The sequence below is a fragment of the Streptomyces sp. ISL-100 genome (assembly GCF_018614615.1).
GTDB lineage: Bacteria > Actinomycetota > Actinomycetes > Streptomycetales > Streptomycetaceae > Streptomyces.
On the sequence record NZ_JAGGOK010000054.1, the window covers coordinates 1 to 20,294 of the forward strand.

Below are 20,294 nucleotides of genomic sequence, written 5' to 3' on the forward strand. Positions count from 1 at the left end.
CCGCTCAACCTCATCAAAGAGGTCGGCGTGGCCGACGGGTTCGGTGGGCGCGGCGGTGAGGTCGTTCAGGAAGGCGACAAAGCGGTCCTGATGGGCGGCAAGCTCATCCTCGGTGTAGAGCGCGGGGTTGCCGTCGAACTCAAGAAGCACGCCGTTCTCCGAGGCGGCCGGGTCGCCGTAGGAGGCCACGTACAGGTCCTTGACGGGCCCGGTCGACAGCGGGTGCACGACGGTGTCGTGGCCGCCGAACCGAATCCTCTGCCCGAAGGACATGGCGTTGACGGTGACCGAATGCACTCCTCCGGTGGCGCCGGAGAGGTTCATCTGGTGGCGCAGGTCCTCGCCGCGGTACCGCTGGTGCCTGAGGGAACCGGCGATCTGGTCGGTGGCCTGCCGCACCAGGTCTGACAGCGTGGTGCGCCCGGTCACGGACAGGCGCAGCGGGAGCTCGTTGGCGAGCATCGCGGGGGTGGACAGTGCGAGGGGTGTGGTGCGGGCCGTCATGGGCAGACCCACGATGACATCGCCGGCCGCGGTGAGGCGGTGGATGTACGCGGCGATGGAGGCAACCAGAACGACGGGCCAGCGGCCCGCTGCGGTCAGGTGAGGCGTACGGTCCGTGGTCAGCCGGACGGTACGGCGCAGGAGGGCGGGCGCGGGGTCTGCGGCGCGGCCGGTGAGAGGTGTGGGTTCCGGCTGGTCCGCGAAGGCGTCGTGCCAGTACGCGCGGTCCGCGTCGTGACGCGGCGAGGTGCGGTACGCCCGATCCTCGTCGAGGAGTTCGGCCAGCGGGCGGAAGCGGGTGGCCGACGGCTCCTGGCCGGCGGCCAGGGCGGTGTAGATCTGGGCCAGGCGGCCGCAGTACACGGACTGCCCGTATCCATCGAGGGCGATGTGGTGGTGCCGGAAGTAGAGCAAGGACCGCTCGTCGCTGGTCCGGAACAGGGCGTGGGCGTACAGCGGACCGGAGCGCAGGTCTGCCGGGGTGGCGAGGTCGTCGGCCATCCACGAGCGGGCGGCCGCGTCGGGGTCCGGCTCGGCGGAGACGTCCAGGACGGTTACGCGGACGTCGTCGCCGGCCGGCCCCACGATCTGCGAGAGCCCGTCCCCGTTCTCGACGAACCGGACGCGCAGCGCCTCGGTCTCCGCGACCGCGCGGCGAACCGCCTCGGTCAGGAGCGCGGCGTCCACTCGTCCCGAGATCTCGAAGTAGGTCGCGCAGTTGTACAGCGGGCTCTCAGGGGCGAGCTGCTGGCCCACCCAGACGCCCATCTGCGCAGCCGAAAGAGGCAAGCGAACCGACCCGTGCTCAGACACTGAATACCTACCTAGGTTCTCTTCGAACGAGCTTGTCTTCCTGCCGGACCGCGCGCATCCCCGGCGGCCGGTCATTCCTGCTGCGGAGCCGTACGGTCAGCTCCGGGTACGCATTTCCGCGGAGATGGCGACGACGAGGGCGTCGAGCGTGGGGTTGTCCCACATGACGGTGGATTCGAGGGTGATTCCCAGGCGGTCCTCGATATCGGCGATGACGGCGAAGGCGTACACGGAGTCGAGGCCGTAGCCGGCGAGCAGCTCGTCCGACCGGATGTCGTCGGCCGACATCTCCACGTGCTCGGCGACGCGCTCCTTCAGCCAGGCGGTCAGCTCCTCCCGGGAGAGGTTCTGTCCGGTGTTCTCAACTGCGGAGTCCGACATGATCAGTTCCCCCTCGGGTTGTGGTCGGCGAGCCTTCGTCTCACCAGGCCGAGACTTGTCGCCGATTCGTAGCGCTCCATCAGCTCGTCGAAGAGGAGCCGTTCAAGGTTGTCGGGTAGCCGTGCGGGCGGGCTGCCGGGCCGCACGGGGATTCTGCTGAGGACGGCCGCGAGCCAGGCCGGATCGCGGAGGAACGGGTCCTGGTGGTCCTGGTTTCCGCGCCACAGCCCGAGGCAGGCGGCGGCCACCAGGACGTTCGCATAGCGGTGCGTCCGGTCGTAACCGGCCGAGCTTGCCGCCACGGTCAGTTCGGCGGCGGGCAGTCGCTCGCACTCGTCGGCGAGCCGCCGCAGATCGTCCGCGAGGTGTCCGCCGACCTGCTCGATCTGGGGGTGTACGCCGCCGAGCCCCGGCTCGGCCGCCAGGCCGGCCGCCAGCGAGGAGCTGAGTCGTTCCCGGCCGCCGGCGCTGACTTTCAGACGGTCGAAGGGAACGGGCGGCAGGTCCGTGCCGAGCCGGAAGAGTTCTTCGGGGGGTGCCTCCGCTCCCCGCCAGGAACGCCGTGCCAGCAGGGGAAGCTGCGGCAGCAGCGACATCTGGCAGGCGGCGCGGGCGGCGTGTCCGAAGCCGGCCAGCTGGTTGTCGCGCAGCAGCTTCTGGAAGATCGCGTGCTCGCCCTCGCGGATGTAGAAGTGGGCGCCGAGGAGCGTCGAGAGCCGGTGCATGGCGTCCATCAGCACCTTGGAGACGACGTACTTGACGGCCGACGAGTAGATCGCGGTCTCGGCCGGTACGACGTGGAGGGCCCGGGCCGCGACAGTGGAGAAGGCGTCGCACAGCAGCAGGTCGGCATGGGCCGCGGCCAGCACGGAGCGGACCTCGGGAAGTTCGACCGCGGGCCGTCCGTACAGTCTGCGCGAGGTGAGATGACGCAGGCACGTGCGCAGGGCGGTGTCGAGGATGCCGGTGAACATGGCCACCAGCGTTGTGCGCGTCACCTGGAAGGACTTCAGCGCCGTCTCCAGGCCGTGGCCCTGTGGGCCGACCATGACGTCGGCGGGCAGCGGACAGTCGTGGAACTCCATGCCGCCCAGCTGGACGCCGCGCATGCCGACGGTGGAGAACCTGGGCAGGTAGCGCATGCGGCCCTCGGGTATCCGGGCCTTGTCGACCAGGATCTGGGAATGGCTCCGGCTGCCCGGTCGGCGGTCGGTGCGCGCGAACATGACGACGGCGTCGGCGCGCTGGATGTTGGTGACCACCTCCTTGCGGCCGTTGAGCAGCAGACGGCCGTCGGTCCCGGGAAGGGCCTGGAACTCGGTGCCGACCATGTCGTTTCCGTGCGCCAACTCGTGGTAGGCGACGGCCACTTTGCGGTTGCTCAGCAGCAGGTCGGCCATCCGGCGGCACTGCTCCTCGTTGCCGGCGGTCCAGATGTTGACCGAGGCGATGAAGGAGCTGACCCCGTGGCCGAGGCCCAGGCAGGGGTCGCGGCGGTAGACGGATCGCATGATCTCGATGAGCTCGTCGAGGCGGGTCAGGCGCCCGCCGTACCGGGCCGGTACGAACTCGGCGCCCAGGCCGTACGCGTCCAGCGCGCGCTCCCCGTCGGCGAACATGTCGGCTCGCTCGTCCGCCGCGAGGACGGCGGGGAAGCCCAGGGGGTTGCCGGGGTCGAGGGGATCACCGAGGTGCTGTTCCAGCGCGTCGGCCCGGTGCGGGAACGGGCCGCGCGCGGACGGGGTCGTCGTGCCCGTCATGATGTGCTCCTGGCCGCTTCGTGGTGTGGGGGAGAGAAGAGGGTCGGCACCCGGTCCTCCAGGAAGTGCTCGACGAGCCGGTCGTAGACCGCGTCGTCCGCTTCCTCGAGGGGGAGGCCGAGCCTGGTGGCGATGGTGTGGAGGCATGCCTGCAGCCACAGTCCGTCGTGCCACACCGTCGGCTGCTCGCCGCGTGCTTCCGGGAGCGGCATGTTGCCCAGCCACAGCTGGAGGCACGCGGCGGCGGCGTAGCACAGCTCGTACCGCTCGGCTCGTGCGAAGGCGGCGGAGGGCACGGTCCGCGCGGACCGCTGCCGGGTCGCGAGTTCCTCGTGCAGGGTGTCCGTCGCCTGCCTGATCCGGTCGGCCAGCGCGGCGACCTGACGGGGCAGCAGTCCCTCGGCCGCCTGGGCGCGGACGCGTGCGACAGCGTCGGGGAGGCTCTGGACCAGACTGCAACCCCCCGAGGACAGCAGGGCCAGCCGTCCCGGTGCGAACTCGGGTGGCGGTGCGCCGAGATCGGTGGCGTGCCGGACGCCCGCCGCGTCGCACCGTCGTCGGCGGTAGCCGGCGGCGAGCAGGGGGAACTGGTCGATCAGCGCGTTCCTGTTGACGGCCGTGTTGCCGTCGAAGATGGACACGACCCGGTGGTCGCGTTCCAACTTGGCGAACACGCCGTCGGCGTACGCCTTGGTGAGGAAGCCCCGCACTCCGAGGAGTTCGGCGACCCGGTCGACGGCCCCTTGCACCAGGTCGGGCACGAGGGCCTTGGCCACTGCGGAGGTCACGCTCATCTCGCCCGTGAGGGCGTGGATGCTGCGTACGGCCACGATGCCGGCGGCCTCCGCCACGAGCCGCTCGGCGCTGACCCGGCCCAGGATGCGGCGGATCCGCGGCAGCTCGATCAGCCTTCGGCCGTACAGGCTGCGGTCGCGCGCGTAGTCCAGGCCGATCCGCAGCGCCGTGTCGACGGCGCCGAGCGACAGGGCCACGCAGGTGGTGCGGGTGAGCTGCAGCGCCTTGAGGACGGTTTCGATGCCGTCCCCCGCCTCGCCCACGAGCGCTGTGCCGGGGACCTGCGCATCGTGGAATTCGATGCCGCTGATGTCCGCGCCGCGGATGCCGTGCGTGGGGACCTTGGGCAGAGTGCTCCATGATCCGTCCGCGAGGCGCTGCTTGTCCACCAGGAACAGGCTGAAGCCGCGCGGGCCGCCTTCCCGGGCGGTTCGGGCCAGTACGCAGACGGCCCGGCCCCGGGTGGCGTTGTTGATCAGCCATTTCTCGCCCGTGAGGCGCCAGGTGTCCGCAATTGGCGTCGCCATGAGTTCTCCCGCGAGCAGATCACTGCCGTGATGCCGCTCGGTGAGGCCCCAGGAAACGACAGCCCCGTCGGTGATCAGGTCGCCCAGATGCGCGGCCTGTTCCGAACTCCCCGCCACCCACACGGACGCCCCGCCCAGGAATGTCTTTCCATGTGCCACGGCGACGGTCAGGTCCCTGCGGGCCACGGTGCGCAGCAACTGCAGAAGTTCCGTGTAATCCCGGAGACTTCCGCCGGCCCCAGCAGGTACGTAGTACTCGTTCAGGCCGAAGTCATCCAGGACCTTGCATGCCGCGGCGGGAAACTCCTCACGCCGGTCGAGCTCGGCGAGATATGCGGGCCGAAATGACGGGTGCTCATTTCCCGGGGCCCCTAGTTCGAATTCCAGAGCTGCGGCAGCGGTCTCATGCACGGGACGGTTCTCTTTCTGCCTCACGGCTGTTCCTCGCACGGTCGGCAATGGATACGAGCTAATATCCGGAGCGCATCCCGGGACATAATTCCATGTGACCAGGGAACATAGTCTGCGGCTTGCGAGGTTTCAACACATCGACGCGGCAAAGCCGTTACGCCCGATCCTGCACAACCACGCGTGTTCAACTGCGCCATCGCGGCAGTTGAACACCCGGGCGTGCCTCATGAGAGAGCTTGACGGTGCGTGAAACGACATGCCACCGTGGTAATTGACTGGAGAAGCCTGCGACGCATTGCAGGGCGATCCGCTGACACCCCGATTGGCATTTGAATATTCTCTGACACTTAGAGAAACGACAGACGGAAAGACGGCGAATCCGGCGACGATCCAGTGCGAATTGCGGCTGCTCTACGGAGCTACGCCGTCTGCGATCAGTGCTCGGATGAGCGTGTTGCGGTGTGCTCCACAGGGGCGGCGGGTCCGGCGGGGAGCAACGCGGGCAGTACGGCAGTCACTTCGTATCCCCCGTCGGCCGTGGCTCCGCATGCCACGCTGCCGCCCACCATCGCGGCGCGCTCGCGTGATACGGAACGCCGACAGCTCGACGCTCTGCGCCAGTTGGACCGGCCTCCCGCTGGTACGGACGGTGACGCCGAGCCCGGCGCCGCGGACATTGGCGACCAGCTCGTCCAGCCGGCCGAGGTCGGGTTGCGGGGCGTGCCGCTCGGCGTCCGGTTCGGGGTGCTCGGAGCGCAGCACGCCGAGCACCTGGCGCAGTTCGGTGAGCGCGTCCTTGGCATTCTGGCGGATGCTCTCCAGGTTCTCCTTCAGCTCCGGGGACGGGTTCTCGACCAGGTGGGGGGCGGCCTGGGCCTGGATGGAGATCACCGACATGTGGTGGGCCACTACGTCGTGCAGTTCGCGGGCGATCCGGGTGCGCTCCTCCAGGAGTGTGCGCCGGGCCCGCTCCTCGGCGGTGAGTTCCTCCTGCGCGACCAATTGGCTGCGCGCCACATTGCGGTAGCGCAGCGAGGAGCCGACCAGCGTGGCGATCGCGAGGACCGCGACGGTGAGAGTGGCATAGCCTTCGTAACCCCAGACGAAGACGAACAGCAGGCCCGTCACCACACTGATCAACAGCGTCTCGACCGCGACGCGTGGCCGGGATCGCAGGGCGACCAGGAACAGCACCCATGCCTGCAGCGCTAGTTCGCGTCCTGACCAGTCCGCACTCCAGTCGCTGGCGACGTCACGGGGTGCGAACCAAGCCACTACGAGCGCCACCTGCAGCAGTGTCGACGTCCACCAGCCCGGGATCGGGCGGAGAAGCGCCAGAAGGGGCACAACGGACTGGCCGACAACGATGAGGATGCCGAGCGCCCCCAACTGGTAGCCGTAGAAGTAACGGTTCCAGTTGAAGACGGCCAGGGCCACTCCGAACAGGACCGGCGCCACGCCTTCGAGCACGGACAGCCGGCGCGACCGGCTCTTGCGGGGGCGAGCATCGGCGTCGGCCGTCCAGAGGTCCCTGCGCAGGTTCCCCGGCACGGTCCGCCAGATCGCCGCGAGCCTCTCGCCCCTGTCCGGTTCCTTCATGCGAACCACCCTAGACACGTCGAGCCGGCTCCGACGGGGTGTTCAAGCCCTGCTGATCTTTCGTACGGCGGGTCCGACCGTCTATGGTCGGCCAGGAGCGCCGCGCATGGTCAGGCCAGACCAAGCGACCTCAATACGCGGTGCTGACTTGGGGCTGCGTTGGTCGGCCAGTAGATGTAGCAGACGCCGCCGGTGCCGGACGTGACTTTTCCGCTCGCGTTGTAGCGCTTCGTACGCAGCCAGATATTTTCCCACTCGCGGCGCTTGTAGACGCGGCGCACTGCCTCGTTGCTCGGCGAGGCGGGGTCGTTCGCGATCACGTCGCCGTCGGGCGTGAACCCGATGGCGGTCATGAGGTGGCCTGCCGTGCCGTAGCCCGCGCCCGTCAGTTCCTCCTTGAGGAAGGACTGCGACGTTATGGCCGGGATTCCCGCACGGACCAACCTCTCCAGGTCGGTGAGCGAGTGGAGGCGGGTGACGACGGCGTTCATCTCCTTGTACGTCGCGGCGTACGCGGCGTTGAAGGGCCAGTTGCCGCACCCGTCGTACTGGTAGTCGAACGTGAAGCGCGCCGCGTGGCAGACCTGCGGGTCCGCGAAGGCCGGATTGACCCAGGCCAGGTCGGCGGCGGTGGGCTTGCGGCCCCAGTACTCGATGATCATCTGCGAGGAGGTGGGGCTGCACCAGGCCTCGCCGCCGTTGTCGTACTCGGGGTACTGGCCGATGTGGGTGTTCTGCGAGTAGCGCGGGACGACGAGCTCACGCGATACGCCGGGCTGCGAGGCGGGCACGGTGAAGCGGTCCGGGATGTCGGAGGCCATTGCGCCGAGGCGCCAGACCGTGGGGGTCAGCTGCGTGCCGGGCTTGCGGTGGAGGGTCAGCCGCAGTTGGTACGAGGCCAGGCGCAGGGCGCCGGCTGTGCTGTTCATGGAGAACGTGTCGGTCCAGATGCTGCTGCGGCCGTCGCTCTGGTCGTCGACGGAGGTCCGCTTGATGTCGGCGTCGCCCGCCGCCCAGCGGCCCATCACGTACCAGGGTGTCGTGGTTCCGTCCGAGTACGTGCCGTGCAGCTCGACCGCGAGCCAGGTGCCGGCGGGGGTGTGGGCGTTCCAGGAGGCGATGACCTCGGTGGCCGGGACCGTGGAGCGGTGGACGGGTGAGGTCCAGGTCGCGCTCTCCCAGCTGGAGGTGGTCCCGGTGTGCGGGTCGGTGTAGTCGGTGCGGCCGGACGGGGTTGCGATGACCAGTCCGGGCCTGCGGCCTGCCACAACCTTGGTGCCGGCGGCGGCGCCGGAACGCCAGTCTGGGTACGAGGACCAGAAGCGGTTGTCGATGAGGCGGCGGGGCGGGGCGGCGGCGGCAGGGGCGGCTGATGCGGTGCCTGCGCCGACCGCCGCGGCGATCGCGGCGGTCAGGACGGTGCGGCGTGACGTGGGTCTGGTCATGGTCATGGCCCCCGGGTCGGATGCGGATGGCGCGGGAAGGTGCACGACAGTGGGCCAACTATGGCTGGTGGCGGCGGGCTTCTGCCAGCACTTCGGACCGCGTCGCCCGCACCAATATTGGTGTGGACCGGTGGCGTGGCGGCAGGCCCTCCGGCTTTGAGGAGCGGGGTCTGGGGTGGAGCCCCAGTTTCGGGAAGGGGCGGGGTGCGGAATGCTCCGCCGCAGGCGGCCTAGGGTAGAGGCGTGGAACGTCGTCTCGATCAGCTGGCCCGCTCCCTGCGCGCGCTACCGCCCTCCTGCGGCCCCGTGCGGCTCGTCGCCGTCGACGGACACGCCGGCTCCGGCAAGAGCACCTTCGCCGCGCGACTGGCGGCCGCGCTCGGCGGGGCGCCCGTACTGCACCTCGACGATCTGGCGACCCACGACGAGCTCTTCGAGTGGACCGGACGGCTGCGCGAGCAGGTGACAGACCCGTTCTCGCGGGGCGAGAGCGCACGGTACGCCCCGTACGACTGGACGCTGCGCCGCTTCGGGCCCGCACAGCCACTCGCCCCCGCGCCCGTAGTGCTGATCGAAGGCGTCGGGGCCGGGCGGGCCGCCGTACGCCCGGTTCTCGCGCGGCTGCTCTGGATGGAGATGGCTGCGGGCGACTCCTGGGCGCGCGGGCGCCGCAGGGACGGACCGGCGCTAGCCGGCTTCTGGGACGGATGGACAGCGGCGGAGATGCGCCATTTCGCCGCGGACCCCTCGCGTCCGTACGCGGATCTGCTGGTACGGCAGTGTCAGGAGGGGTACGAGTGGCTCCCGGGGCCCGCCGCGACAGCACGACCGAACCAAACCGTCACGATGCGTGACTACCTGCCCCGACCCTCAGAAACGGCCTGAAAACCTCCCTCGCAAGTGCCTCAACTCCGCTTGACCCAGGGGGCGTACAGGTCTTACGTTCTCAATGTGCGGCTTTTCGAAGCCCCGCAGACGCGAAGCCCCCGGTTGTTCCCCCGTGATCGGGGGCTTCGTTCTGCCCACAGCGCCCTTCGGCGGGCGTCGGGTGACCCACTTCGCTCACCCTCGGTCACTGTCACTGCTGGGCCTGCGCCACCCTTAGGTCTGTGCCACCCGCACGGGTACGATGCCTTACGGTGCGGTCAATTCCCGTCCGCGACAAAGCGGTTCCGAGGACAGCCGACGGGCGCAGGCCCGGCCGGCACATCACGGGGGGGCACGGTCTGTGGGGGACGTGACGGAATTCGGTACGCAGGGCATCAACGCCCCCGCCGACCTCGCCTGGCTGCGTGGCGTCGACGCGTACACGATGGGCGCCTATCCGCAGGCCGAAGAGGAATTCAGGGCCGCCGTACGGATGGATCCCGGCATGGCCGACGGCTGGCTCGGACTCCACGCGCTGCGCATCGACACCACCACCGCTCTCCTGCGCATGTACCGCCACCGCGAGCGCTTCGGCGAGCAGCGCGCCAGACACCGGCGGACCCTCAACTCGTGGTACTGGCTGGGCTGGTGGGTCCAGCCCGTCCTGGAGAAGCCGCGCGACCTGCTGCTCGCGCACGCCTCCCACTGGCTCGACGGCCGCCATGTCCCCGAGCTCGACCAGGCGCTGGCCGGACTGCCGCCGGTGGACGCAGATCCGCAGGTGCGGTTCCTGCACGCGTGCCGGGCGTACCTGGTCAAGGACTGGGAGCAGCTCGTACGCCATACGGACCCGCTCGTCGACGATCCGCTGCTCGGCATCGAGACCGGGCTCTTCGGCGGCATGGCGCGGGTCCGGCTGGAGATGTACGGGCAGGCCGAGCCGATGCTGTCCGCCGCCCTGATGCGCTGCCGCAGTGAGCAGCCGCAGCGCAAGGAGCTGCGCTACTGGCTGGCCCGCGCGCACGAGGGAACCGGGCGCAGCGCGGCCGCGCTGCCGCTCTACCGGGCCGTGCACCGGGTGGACCCGGCCTTCATGGACACCTCGGCGCGGCTGGCGGCGATCGCCGAGGGGGACGGTTACGAGGACTCCGCCGGCTTCGCCGCCGTATCGCTGGCGGGGATCGGCCAGGACGCGGCCGACGCGGCGGGTGATACGGAGAGCCTCGCGGGGCCCGAGGTTCCGGAGGGCGGCCGGGACCTGCTGCTGGGCGGCGGAGGTCAGCCGCCGCTCGGCGGCGGCGCGGGCCCGGTGGCCGGGGACAGCGGCGTACGGGAGAAAGCGACGATTGGGCCGCGGCCGGGGGCGGCTCAGGCCTTCCCGGCCGGTCCCTCCGATCCGGCGCTGCTCGCCGAAGCCCTGGCCGAGCTGGAGCGCATGGTCGGCCTGGAACCGGTGAAGCGCCAGGTCAAAGCCCTGTCGGCGCAGCTGAACATGGCCAGGCTGCGGGCCGGGCAGGGCCTTCCCGTACAGCCGCCCAAACGCCACTTCGTTTTCTCCGGCCCCTCCGGCACCGGCAAAACCACGGTCGCCCGGATCCTGGGCCGGGTCTTCTACGCGCTGGGGCTGCTCGGCGGCGACCATCTGGTGGAGGCCCAACGAGCCGATTTGGTCGGTGAGTTCCTGGGGCAGACCGCCGTCAAGGCGAATGAGCTGATCGACTCGGCGATCGGTGGGGTGCTCTTCGTCGACGAGGCGTACTCCCTCTCCAACTCCGGTTACAGCAAGGGCGACGCCTACGGCGACGAGGCCCTCCAGGTGCTCCTCAAGCGCGCCGAGGACAACCGGGACCACCTCGTCGTGATCCTCGCCGGCTACCCGGAGGGCATGGACCGCCTGCTCGCCGTCAATCCCGGCCTGTCGTCCCGCTTCACGACCCGGGTGGACTTCCCCAGCTACCGGCCGCTGGAGCTGACGGCCATAGGCGAGGTGCTGGCCGCCGAGAACGGCGACGCGTGGGACGAGGAGGCGCTGGACGAGCTGCGCAGCATCAGCGGGCACGTCGTCGACCAGGGCTGGATCGACGAGCTGGGCAACGGCCGTTTCCTGCGCACGCTGTACGAGAAGAGCTGCGCGTACCGCGACCTCAGGCTCTCCGGTTACGCCGCCACCCCTACCCGCGACGACCTCTCGACGCTGCGCCTGCCCGACCTGATGCAGGCGTACGGCGAGGTCCTCTCGGGCCGCGGACCGGCGAACCGCGGCCGGCAGGAACCGCCCGCGCTCTGAGCGAACGCGCGGACGGTCCCGCCGGTCAGCCCACCAGCGCCACCTCTTCGTCCGCCGCCGGCGCCGTGTCCCGGGACAGCTGCGGCACCACCACCCGGTGAGCGGGATCGCGCACCTCGCCCACCAGCATTTCCAGTACGTCCTCCAGCGCCACCAGCCCGAGCACCCGCCCCGACCCGTCCGCGACCTGCGCCAGATGCGTCGCCGCGCGGCGCATCACGGACAGGGCGTCGTCCAGGGGCAGTTCGGCGCTCAGCGTCGCCATCGGGCGCCAGACCTGCTGCGGAACTGCCCGCTCCCGCTCCTCCAGGTCGAGTACGTCCTTGACGTGGACGTAGCCCATGAACGCCCCGCCGTCGGCGCACACCGGGAAGCGCGAGTAGCCGGTGCGCACCGTCAGCTCCTCGATCTCGCGCGGCGTGACCGACGGCTGCACGGTCACGAGCGACGCCCGGTCGAGCAGCACGTCGGTGACCGGCAGGCTGCCGAGCTCCAGTGCGTCCTCCAGCCGCTCCTGCTCCCCCGGCTCCAGCAGCCCCGCCTGGCCGGAGTCCTCCACGAGCCGGTTGAGCTGTTCGCTGGTGAAGACCGCCTCGACCTCGTCCCTGGCCTCGACGCCGAAGAGCCGCAGCACCACCCGCGCGCACGCGCCGAGCCCGGCCGTCACCGGACGGCACAGCCGGGCGAATCCGACGAGCCCCGGGCTGAGCCACAGCGCGGTCTTCTCCGGAGCGGCCATGGCGAGGTTCTTGGGAACCATCTCGCCGATGACCAGGTGCAGGAAGACCACCACGGCGAGCGCGATCACGTACCCCAGTGGATGGATCAGCCCTTCGGGCAGGTGCACGGCGTGGAAGACCGGCTCCAGCAGGTGCGCCACGGTCGGCTCCGCGACCGCGCCGAGCGTCAGGGAGCAGACAGTGATGCCGAACTGCGCCGCCGCCATCATCTGCGGCAGATTCTCCAGGCCGTGCATCACCTGTCCGGCGCGCGCCGAGCCCTGGGCCGCGAGCGGTTCGATCTGGCTGCGGCGTACGGAGACGAGCGCGAACTCGGCGCCGACGAAGAAGCCGTTCGCGAGCACGAGGAGCAGTGCGAACAGCAGTTGGAGAACGCTCATCGCACCGCCTCCGTGACGACTCGCGCGGTGCGGACGAAGCGCACCCGCTCCGCGCGGTAGCGGTCCACCTGTCGTACGGAGAGCCGCCAGCCGGGCAGTTCGGCGCGGTCGCCGGGAGCGGGGATGCGCCCCAGCAGGTCGGCGACGAGCCCGGCCACGGTTTCGTACGGCCCCTCGGGTACTTCGAGGCCTATGCGGCGCAGGGTGAGGACCCGGCAGCTGCCGTCCGCCTCCCAGGCCGGATTGCCGTCCTCGGCGGGCGCGGCGGCCAGTTCCGGCCGCTGGGCGCCCTCGTCGTCGTGCTCGTCCCTGACCTCTCCGACGAGCTCCTCGACAATGTCCTCCAGCGTGACGACCCCGGCCGTACCGCCGTATTCGTCGACGACCACGGCGATGGGCTGCTCTCTGCGCAGCCGGTCGAGGAGCTGCTGCACGGGCAGGGTCTCCGGGACCATCAGCGGCGGTACGGCGACCCTGGCCACCGGGGTCCGCAGTCGTTCGTGCACCGGCACGGCGAGCGCGTCCTTGAGGTGGACCATGCCGACGATCTCGTCGATGCGCTCCCGGTAGACGGGGAAGCGCGAGAGGCCGGTGGCACGGGTGAGGTTGAGTACGTCGGCGGCGGTCGCGGAGGACTGGAGGGCGCTGACCTTCACGCGCGGCGTCATGACGTGCTGCGCCGTGAGCCCGCCGAGGGAGAGCGTCCGTACGAACAGATCGGCGGTGTCCTGTTCGAGGGCTCCGGCCCGCGCCGAGTGGTGGGCGAGCGAGACGAGTTCGCCCGGGGTGCGCGCGGAGGCCAGCTCGTCGGTGGGCTCGACGCCCACCATCCGTACGAGCCGGTTGGCGACCGCGTTGAGCAGGGAGATCACCGGGCGGAACACGGTCGAGAAGAGGTGCTGCGGTCCGGCGACGAAGCGCGCGACCTGCAACGGGTGGGAGACGGCCCAGTTCTTCGGGACGAGCTCGCCGATCACCATCTGGACGGCGGACGCGAGCAGCATGCCGACCATGACGGAGACGCCGGGGACGGCTCCTTCGGGTATGCCGGCGGCGGTGAAGGGACCGGACAGCAGGTGGGCCAGCGCGGGCTGGGCCAGCATGCCGACCACCAGCGAGGTGATGGTGATGCCGAGCTGGGTTCCGGAGAGCTGGAAGGACAGCTCGCGCAGCGCTGATACGACGGTGCGGGCGCGCCGGTCGCCTGCGGCGGCGGCGCGCTCGGCGTCCTGCTTCTCGACGGTGACCAGGCCGAACTCGGCGGCCACGAAGAAACCGTTGGCGAGGATCAGGAGGAATGCCGCGGCAAGCAGCAGGAGGGGGACGGTCATGCCGCCGCCTCAGAAGAATGAGAACAAGGGGCGGCGCAGGTACTGCCGGACGATCCGTCCATTGCTGGAGGGAGTCACTCCTCGGGTCGCAGGTGCCCCGCGGGCCGGTGAGGCCCTTGAATGCGGAGCGGGGCGCACTCGGCGCCGCCTTCCACAGAGTAAACGGCACCGGGCCGGGTCGGGCAGGGGCTCACCCGGTGTGTGTGCCTGTGCCGCGGGATTCCGCGAGGGCGCGCAGGGCGCGGGCGTCGCGGATGGCCTGCTGCTTGGCGACACCGGGCTGGATGCCGAGGGCGGGGAGGCTGGTGCCGTCGCTGAGGTCGAGGAAGACCCAGGCGTCACCCGGGCGCAGGTTGACCCGTACGATCTCGGCCCACTCCAGCCGGCGCTTGGTGGTCAGGTTGACCACGGTGACACCGGCCTCGTCGGCGACGACCTTGGGGCGGCTCAGCAGCAGCAGTACGCCGAAGAGCAGCACCGCGGTGAAGATGAAGGAGACTCGCTCCCCGGCGCTGAGCGTTTCGAGGAGCAGGGCGATCGCGGTGATGACCGCGAACATCGCCACCCCGACGGTCAGGAGGACGGCCCGGGTACGGGTCGGCCGGAAGGTGACCGGCAGGGTGGGGAGCTCGGACTGTGACACGGCGGTCGCGTTCCTTCTGAGGGCTCGGGTAAGGCTGGTGGTTCAGAGGCGGCAGGCGTGGATGGCCGTGGTGAGGATGGCGCGGGCGCCGAGCTCGTACAGGTCGTCCATGACGCGCTGCGACTCCTTGGCCGGGACCATCGAGCGGACGGCGACCCAGCCCTCGTTGTGCAGCGGCGAAATGGTCGGCGACTCCAGGCCCGGGGTGAGGGCGACGGCCGCTTCGAGGTGCTCGGCGCGGCAGTCGTAGTCCATCATCACGTAGCTGCGGGCGACCAGGACGCCCTGCAGGCGGCGCAGGAACTGGGCCACCTTCGGGTCGACGGCCTCCTCGGCGGAGACGCCTGTACGTCGGATCACGACGGCCTCGGACTTCATGATCGGCTCGCCGATCACTTCGAGGCCCGCGTTGCGCAGGCTGGTGCCGGTCTCGACGACGTCGGCGATGACCTGCGCGACACCCAGCTCGATGGCGGTCTCGACCGCGCCGTCCAGGTGGACGACGGCGGCGTCGATGCCCTCGTCGGCGAGGTGCTTGGCGACGATGCCCTCGTAGGAGGTGGCCACCGTCATGCCGCCGAAGTCCTTGACACCGGTCGCGGTGCCGGGCTTGGTGGCGTAACGGAAGGTCGAGCGGGCGAAGCCGAGCTGGAGGATCTCCTCGGCGTTCGCGCCGGAGTCCAGCAGCAGGTCACGCCCGGTGATGCCGATGTCGAGGCGGCCGGAGCTCACGTAGATCGCGATGTCGCGGGGCCGCAGGTAGAAGAACTCGACCTCGTTCTCGGGGTCCACGAGGCGGAGCTCTTTCGACTCCTTGCGCTGCTGGTAACCGGCCTCATGGAGCATCTCCGACGCAGGTCCGGAGAGGGAGCCCTTGTTGGGGATGGCGATGCGCAGCATGAGGTCAGGTTCCTTCTGTGCGGTGGGAGTAATCGTACGTAATGAGAAAAAGGGTGCAGCTCAGAGGTGGGCGTAGACGTCGTCGAGCGAGATCCCGCGGGCTACCATCATCACCTGGACGTGGTACAGCAGCTGCGAGATCTCCTCGGCGGCGGCTTCCTTGCCCTCGTACTCGGCGGCCATCCAGACCTCGGCGGCCTCCTCGACGACCTTCTTGCCGATCGCGTGCACACCCTTGTCCACCAGCTCGGCGGTGCGGGAGGTGGAGGGGTCGCCGTTGGCGGCCTTGAGCTGGAGCTCGGTGAAGAGCTCTTCGAAGGTTTTGTTGGCCATGATGGTCCTTAGAGTACGGGGTGGCCTGCGGACACTCAGCGCCAGGGTTCGGCGACCGTGCGCAGTGTGGTCGCAGTGGCGACGGCGGCGGTGACCGCCTCGTGGCCCTTGTCCTCGTTCGAGCCTTCGATTCCCGCCCGGTCCAGGGCCTGCTCCTCGGTGTCGCAGGTCAGCACGCCGAAGCCGATGGGGACACCGGTGTCGACGGAGACCTGGGTGAGGCCGTTCGTAACGCCCTGGCACACGTACTCGAAGTGGGGGGTTCCGCCGCGGATGACGACGCCCAGGGCGACGATCGCGTCGTAGCCACGGCCGGCGAGGACCTTGGCGACGACGGGGAGCTCGAAGCTGCCGGGGACCCGCAGGACGGTCGGCTCGTCGATGCCCAGCTCGTGGAGAGCGCGCAGCGCGCCGTTGACGAGACCGTCCATGACCTTCTCGTGCCACTGGGCCGCGATCACCGCCACCCGGAGGTCTCCGCAGTTCTTCACGCTCAGTTCGGGTGCGCCCTTGCCGCTCACTCGTTCTCTCCTTCGAGGTTTGTTACGGAGTTACTGGTTGCCGTTACGGGTTGCGTTACTGGTTTCCGCAAGTGGAGGCGGAGGCGCCGTCCAGCCACGGAAGGTCGTGCCCCATCCGGTCCCGCTTGGTCCGCAGGTAGTGGAGGTTGTGCTCGCCCGCCTTGACGGGCATGGGCTCGCGCCCGATGACGGTCAGGCCGTGCCGTACGAGCGCGGCCGTCTTCTCGGGGTTGTTCGTCATCAGCCTGAGGCTGTGTACGCCGAGGTCATCGAGGATCTGCGCCCCGGCCGCGTAGTCACGGGCGTCGGCGGGCAGGCCCAGCTCCAGGTTGGCGTCGAGGGTGTCGCGGCCGAGTTCCTGGAGCTCGTACGCCCGCAGCTTGGACAGCAGTCCGATGCCGCGCCCCTCGTGGCCGCGCAGATAGACGACGACGCCGCGGCCGGCATCCGTGATGCGCTGCATGGATGCTTCCAGCTGGGGGCCGCAGTCGCAGCGCTGCGAGTGGAAGATGTCGCCGGTCAGGCACTCGGAGTGGATCCGCACGAGGACGTCGTCGCCGTCGCCGATCTCGCCGTGTACGAGCGCGACGTGCTCGACGCCGTCGACGGTCGAGCGGTAGCCGTACGCCGTGAAGTCCCCGAAGGACGTGGGGAGCTGGACGGTGGCCTCGCGGCGCACCTTGGGGTCGGAGGTGCGGCGGTAGGCGATCAGGTCCTCGATGGAGATGATCGTCAGGCCGTGCTTGCGGGCGAACGGGATCAGCTCGGGCAGCCGCAGCATCACGCCGTCCTCGCCGGCGATCTCCACGATCGCTCCGGCCGGGCGCAGGCCCGCGAGCCGGGCGAGGTCCACGGCGGCCTCGGTGTGGCCGTTGCGGACGAGTACGCCGCCGGGCTTGGCGCGCAGCGGGAAGATGTGGCCGGGGCGTACGAAGTCGCCGGCGGTGGAGCGGCCGCTCGCCAGGAGGCGCAGCGTGGCGGCGCGGTCGGCGGCCGAGATGCCGGTGGTGACGCCGTGCTCGGCGGAGGCGTCGACGGAGACGGTGAAGGCCGTACTCATCGACTCGGTGTTGTTCTCGACCATCTGGGGGAGTTCGAGCCGCTCCAGCTCGTCGCCCTCCATGGGCGCGCAGATCAGGCCGCGGCACTCGCTCATCATGAACGCGACGATCTCGGGCGTCGCCATCTCGGCGGCGATGACGAGGTCGCCCTCGTTCTCCCGGTTCTCGTCGTCGACGACGACCACGGGGCGGCCGGCCGCGATGTCGCGGATGGCGAGTTCGACGGGGTCGAGGGCCAGGTCCTCGGCGTTGTCGGTGCTGTACCAAGTGGGCAGGGCGCTCATGCTGCTGCTCCTTCCATGGCGGGCTTCACGCTCGTACGCGAACGCTGCCACCAGTCGTAGGCACCCCAGAGGACGAGGGCGAAGTAGACGACGTACACAAGGCCGGAGAAGGCGAGGCCGCTGCTGAAGGCAAGCGGTACGCCCACCAGGTCGACCAGCAGCCAGGCGAACCAGAACTCGACCAGGCCGCGCGCCTGGGCGACCATCGCGACGAGCGTGCCGACGAAGATGTACGCGTCGGCCCAGGGGCTCCAGGACAGCGACGGGTACAGGGTGAAGAGGCCGCCGACGGCCAGCGTGCCGACGACCGCTCCGGCCGCCAGCAGTCCGCGCTCGCGCCAGGTGGCGAAGCGCACTGCGATCGAGCCGTCCTGGGCCTGCTGCTTGCCGAGCTGCCACTGCCGCCAGCCCCACAGGGCGACGCCGATCACGAGCAGCTGCTTACCGACGCCGCCGCTGAGGTTCGCGGAGGAGTACGCGGCGACGAGGATGACGCCGGAGATGAACTGGGCGGGCCAGGTCCATATGGAGCGACGCCAGCCGAGCGCCAGGGCGATCAGGCCGATGGTGTTGCCGATCATGTCGGACCACAGGATGTGCTGGTCGAAGGCGGTGAACGCCTCGGTGTTCAGCCAGGACACGGCGCTCACTTGATGCTCTCCTTCTGTTCCGCGCCCAGCAGCCGCTCGACGTACTTGGCGAGTACGTCCACTTCCAGGTTGACCGGGTCCCCGGCCTGCTTGATGCCGAGAGTGGTGAGGGCGAGGGTGGTGGGGATGAGGCTGATGGTGAAGTAGTCGTCCGCGGCCTCGACGACGGTGAGGCTCACGCCGTCGACGGTGATGGAGCCCTTCTCGACGACGTAACGGGACAGGTCTGCCGGGAGCGAGACCTTGACGATCTCCCAGTGCTCGGACGGCTCGCGGCCGATGATCGTGCCGGTGCCGTCGACGTGTCCCTGGACGAGGTGCCCGCCGAGGCGGCCGCCGAGCGCCATGGGGCGCTCCAGGTTGACGCGGGAGCCGACGGTGAGCGCGCCGAGGCTGGAGCGGGTCAGGGTCTCGGCCATCACGTCGGCGGTGAACTCACCGTCCCCGAAGTCCACGACGGTGAGGCAGACGCCGTTGACGGCGATGGAGTCGCCGTGCTTCGCGTCCTCGGTGACGAGGGGTCCGCGCAGTCGGAAACGGGAGGCGTCACCGAGGTTCTCGACGGCGGTGACCTCACCCAGCTCTTCGACGATTCCGGTGAACACTCAGTGCTCCTTCGATACGGGGGTGGCGGGGACGGCGGTGATGCGCAGATCGGGGCCGATGCGGACGGTCTCGGTCACGTCGAGCCGCAACGCCTCGGTGATGGTGGTGATTCCGGCGTCGGCGAGGGCGGCGGGGCCCGCGCCGAGCAGTACGGGGGCGAGGTAGCCGGTGACGGCGTCGACCACGCCCGCGGCGACGAAGGCGCCGGCGAGCGTCGGCCCGCCTTCGAGGAGTACGGAACGGACGCCACGGGCGTGCAGGGCGGAAAGCAGCGCGTGGATGTCGAGACCGGTGGCGGCGCGTGGCAGCCGTACGACCGCCGCGTCCGCTTCGGTCAGGTGTGTGGCGTCGGCGTCGTCGGCGACCGCGATCAGCGTGGGCGCGGCGTCGTCGAGGACGCGGGCGCCGGGCTTGACGGCAGCGGCCTGCGTGTCGACGACGACGCGCAGCGGCTGGGTTGCGCCCTCGATGCCGCGTACGGCGAGGTGCGGGTCGTCGGCGCGCATCGTGCCGGAGCCGACGATCACGGCGTCCGCCTCGGCGCGCAGCCGGTGGACGTCGGCGCGGGACTCGGCGGAGCTGATCCAGCGGCTGGTGGAGTCGGCGGCGGCGATACGGCCGTCGAGCGTCGCGGCGTACTTCCACCGGACGTACGGGCGTCCGAGGCGTACGGACGTCAGCCAGGCGGCGTTGCCCGCCTCCGCCTCGTCCGCGAGCAGGCCCTGCTCCACTTGGATTCCGGCCGCGCGCAGGGTGTCCGCACCGCCGGTTGCCTGCGGGTTCGGGTCTGCGACGGCGTACACGACGCGGGTGATTCCGGCGGCGACGAGGGCCTGGGTGCAGGGGCCGGTGCGGCCGGTGTGGTTGCAGGGTTCGAGGGTGACGTACGCCGTACCGCCGCGCGCCCGCTCCCCCGCTTCCCGCAGGGCGTGCACCTCGGCGTGCGGGCCGCCCGCGCGCTGGTGGAATCCGGCGCCCGCGACCTGGCCGGCGGCGTCGAGAACGACGCATCCGACGACCGGGTTGGGGCTGGTGGAGCCGAGTCCGCGGGCGGCAAGCGCGACCGCCCGACGCATGGCGTTCGCGTCGGTCGTGGCTGCTTCGGCTGCGGTGGCCACCGGGTCCTCCTGCCTCTTCGGGCACGGACTCCGGGGCTGTCGATGACGACAGAGAGCGGGAAAAACGCCAACGGGTACGACGGGACGCCGTAGCCGGAAAAGAGGGTTCGCCCTTGAACGGACGAGCCGAACCGCCGACAGCGGCGTACCCATGACCTGTGACGGCCCGCCGCGCACTGCCTCCCATCCGGACTTTCACCGTCGGTACAGGAATTTCACCTGTTCAACCGGCCACTGGAGGTGACCGGGTCGCGGACTATAACCGCCGGTTCGGAATTACACCGACCCCGGAGTGCGCTGCTGCTGGTACACGGTCAGTGTGCCACGCCCGGCCGAGT

Annotated in this window: 18 protein-coding genes and 1 riboswitch; of the genes, 2 read left to right on the forward strand and 16 right to left on the reverse strand. The window is 70.1% G+C overall.

Annotation, left to right across the window (positions count from 1 at the left end; all coding sequences use genetic code 11):
• The 6 genes from J7E89_RS23735 to J7E89_RS23760 all read right to left on the reverse strand — a co-directional run.
• Positions 1 to 1,392 (reverse strand): condensation domain-containing protein (locus tag J7E89_RS23735; protein ID WP_285439280.1); only part of this gene is annotated, 1,392 nt, incomplete at its 3' end.
• A gap of 21 nt (positions 1,393 to 1,413) precedes the next feature.
• Complete coding sequence (locus J7E89_RS23740; protein ID WP_214976413.1) at positions 1,414 to 1,698, reverse strand: acyl carrier protein; 285 nt, start codon at positions 1,696 to 1,698, stop codon at positions 1,414 to 1,416.
• Positions 1,699 to 1,700: 2 nt separating this feature from the next.
• Entirely contained in the window at positions 1,701 to 3,458 is a 1,758-nt protein-coding gene (locus tag J7E89_RS23745; RefSeq protein ID WP_214976414.1) for an acyl-CoA dehydrogenase, read from the reverse strand.
• Positions 3,455 to 5,191 (reverse strand): acyl-CoA dehydrogenase family protein, encoded by a 1,737-nt coding sequence (locus J7E89_RS23750; RefSeq protein WP_214976415.1) that lies wholly within the window; start codon positions 5,189 to 5,191, stop codon positions 3,455 to 3,457. The genes J7E89_RS23745 and J7E89_RS23750 overlap by 4 nt, the downstream gene beginning before the upstream one ends.
• Positions 5,192 to 5,602: 411 nt before the next feature.
• A complete protein-coding gene (locus J7E89_RS23755; RefSeq protein WP_308315580.1) occupies positions 5,603 to 6,790 on the reverse strand; it encodes a histidine kinase in 1,188 nt (395 codons plus the stop codon).
• Positions 6,791 to 6,900: 110 nt separating this feature from the next.
• Positions 6,901 to 8,235, reverse strand: a complete 1,335-nt coding sequence (locus tag J7E89_RS23760; RefSeq protein WP_214976416.1) for a peptidase C39 family protein — start codon at positions 8,233 to 8,235, stop codon at positions 6,901 to 6,903.
• A gap of 243 nt (positions 8,236 to 8,478) precedes the next feature.
• On the opposite strand from J7E89_RS23760, the gene J7E89_RS23765 reads away from it, so the two are divergent.
• Together J7E89_RS23765 and J7E89_RS23770 are read left to right on the forward strand one after the other, a co-directional pair.
• On the forward strand, positions 8,479 to 9,120 hold the full coding sequence (locus J7E89_RS23765; RefSeq protein WP_214976417.1) for a uridine kinase: 642 nt from the start codon (positions 8,479 to 8,481) through the stop codon (positions 9,118 to 9,120).
• 343 nt (positions 9,121 to 9,463) lie between these two features.
• The gene (locus J7E89_RS23770; protein WP_214976418.1) at positions 9,464 to 11,389 is read left to right on the forward strand and encodes an AAA family ATPase; all 1,926 of its coding nucleotides are present in this window, start codon (positions 9,464 to 9,466) and stop codon (positions 11,387 to 11,389) included.
• Positions 11,390 to 11,414: 25 nt separating this feature from the next.
• Here the strand turns inward: J7E89_RS23770 and J7E89_RS23775 are convergent, their stop codons facing one another.
• The 10 genes from J7E89_RS23775 to ribD all read right to left on the reverse strand — a co-directional run bounded on the left by J7E89_RS23775 (position 11,415) and on the right by ribD (position 19,914).
• Positions 11,415 to 12,509 (reverse strand): hemolysin family protein, encoded by a 1,095-nt coding sequence (locus J7E89_RS23775; RefSeq protein ID WP_214976419.1) that lies wholly within the window; start codon positions 12,507 to 12,509, stop codon positions 11,415 to 11,417.
• Complete coding sequence (locus J7E89_RS23780; protein ID WP_214976420.1) at positions 12,506 to 13,840, reverse strand: hemolysin family protein; 1,335 nt, start codon at positions 13,838 to 13,840, stop codon at positions 12,506 to 12,508. Before J7E89_RS23780 ends, J7E89_RS23775 begins: the two co-directional genes overlap by 4 nt.
• A gap of 190 nt (positions 13,841 to 14,030) precedes the next feature.
• The gene (locus J7E89_RS23785) at positions 14,031 to 14,483 is read right to left on the reverse strand and encodes a PH domain-containing protein (protein WP_214976421.1); all 453 of its coding nucleotides are present in this window, start codon (positions 14,481 to 14,483) and stop codon (positions 14,031 to 14,033) included.
• A 42-nt stretch (positions 14,484 to 14,525) separates the two neighbouring features.
• Complete coding sequence (hisG, locus tag J7E89_RS23790; protein ID WP_069929748.1) at positions 14,526 to 15,383, reverse strand: ATP phosphoribosyltransferase; 858 nt, start codon at positions 15,381 to 15,383, stop codon at positions 14,526 to 14,528.
• A gap of 60 nt (positions 15,384 to 15,443) precedes the next feature.
• Positions 15,444 to 15,716 (reverse strand): phosphoribosyl-ATP diphosphatase, encoded by a 273-nt coding sequence (locus J7E89_RS23795; protein ID WP_214905880.1) that lies wholly within the window; start codon positions 15,714 to 15,716, stop codon positions 15,444 to 15,446.
• Positions 15,717 to 15,751: 35 nt separating this feature from the next.
• On the reverse strand, positions 15,752 to 16,237 hold the full coding sequence (gene ribH / locus J7E89_RS23800) for a 6,7-dimethyl-8-ribityllumazine synthase (protein ID WP_214976422.1): 486 nt from the start codon (positions 16,235 to 16,237) through the stop codon (positions 15,752 to 15,754).
• Between the two features lie 55 nt (positions 16,238 to 16,292).
• Positions 16,293 to 17,582 carry a bifunctional 3,4-dihydroxy-2-butanone-4-phosphate synthase/GTP cyclohydrolase II gene (locus tag J7E89_RS23805; protein ID WP_214976423.1) on the reverse strand — a complete coding sequence of 430 codons (1,290 nt, stop codon included), beginning with the start codon at positions 17,580 to 17,582 and terminating at the stop codon, positions 16,293 to 16,295.
• A complete protein-coding gene (locus tag J7E89_RS23810; protein ID WP_214976424.1) occupies positions 17,579 to 18,232 on the reverse strand; it encodes a nicotinamide mononucleotide transporter family protein in 654 nt (217 codons plus the stop codon). The genes J7E89_RS23805 and J7E89_RS23810 overlap by 4 nt, the downstream gene beginning before the upstream one ends.
• Positions 18,229 to 18,837 carry a riboflavin synthase gene (locus J7E89_RS23815; protein WP_214976425.1) on the reverse strand — a complete coding sequence of 203 codons (609 nt, stop codon included), beginning with the start codon at positions 18,835 to 18,837 and terminating at the stop codon, positions 18,229 to 18,231. Before J7E89_RS23815 ends, J7E89_RS23810 begins: the two co-directional genes overlap by 4 nt.
• Positions 18,838 to 19,914 carry a bifunctional diaminohydroxyphosphoribosylaminopyrimidine deaminase/5-amino-6-(5-phosphoribosylamino)uracil reductase RibD gene (ribD, locus tag J7E89_RS23820; protein ID WP_214976444.1) on the reverse strand — a complete coding sequence of 359 codons (1,077 nt, stop codon included), beginning with the start codon at positions 19,912 to 19,914 and terminating at the stop codon, positions 18,838 to 18,840. It abuts the gene before it with no gap.
• Between the two features lie 211 nt (positions 19,915 to 20,125).
• Positions 20,126 to 20,256, reverse strand: a riboswitch (FMN riboswitch).
• Positions 20,257 to 20,294 lie beyond the last annotated feature (38 nt).

Bases quoted from the DNA above. Each gene is read 5' to 3' on its own strand.
- J7E89_RS23795 (WP_214905880.1), bottom strand. From the start codon at position 15,716: ATGGCCAACAAAACCTTCGAAGAGCTCTTCACCGAGCTCCAGCTCAAG.
- J7E89_RS23755 (WP_308315580.1), bottom strand. From the start codon at position 6,790: ATGAAGGAACCGGACAGGGGCGAGAGGCTCGCGGCGATCTGGCGGACC.
- J7E89_RS23780 (WP_214976420.1), bottom strand. From the start codon at position 13,840: ATGACCGTCCCCCTCCTGCTGCTTGCCGCGGCATTCCTCCTGATCCTC.
- J7E89_RS23760 (WP_214976416.1), bottom strand. From the start codon at position 8,235: ATGACCAGACCCACGTCACGCCGCACCGTCCTGACCGCCGCGATCGCC.
- J7E89_RS23745 (WP_214976414.1), bottom strand. From the start codon at position 3,458: ATGACGGGCACGACGACCCCGTCCGCGCGCGGCCCGTTCCCGCACCGG.
- J7E89_RS23740 (WP_214976413.1), bottom strand. From the start codon at position 1,698: ATGTCGGACTCCGCAGTTGAGAACACCGGACAGAACCTCTCCCGGGAG.
- hisG (WP_069929748.1), bottom strand. From the start codon at position 15,383: ATGCTGCGCATCGCCATCCCCAACAAGGGCTCCCTCTCCGGACCTGCG.
- J7E89_RS23805 (WP_214976423.1), bottom strand. From the start codon at position 17,582: ATGAGCGCCCTGCCCACTTGGTACAGCACCGACAACGCCGAGGACCTG.
- J7E89_RS23775 (WP_214976419.1), bottom strand. From the start codon at position 12,509: ATGAGCGTTCTCCAACTGCTGTTCGCACTGCTCCTCGTGCTCGCGAAC.
- ribD (WP_214976444.1), bottom strand. From the start codon at position 19,914: ATGCGTCGGGCGGTCGCGCTTGCCGCCCGCGGACTCGGCTCCACCAGC.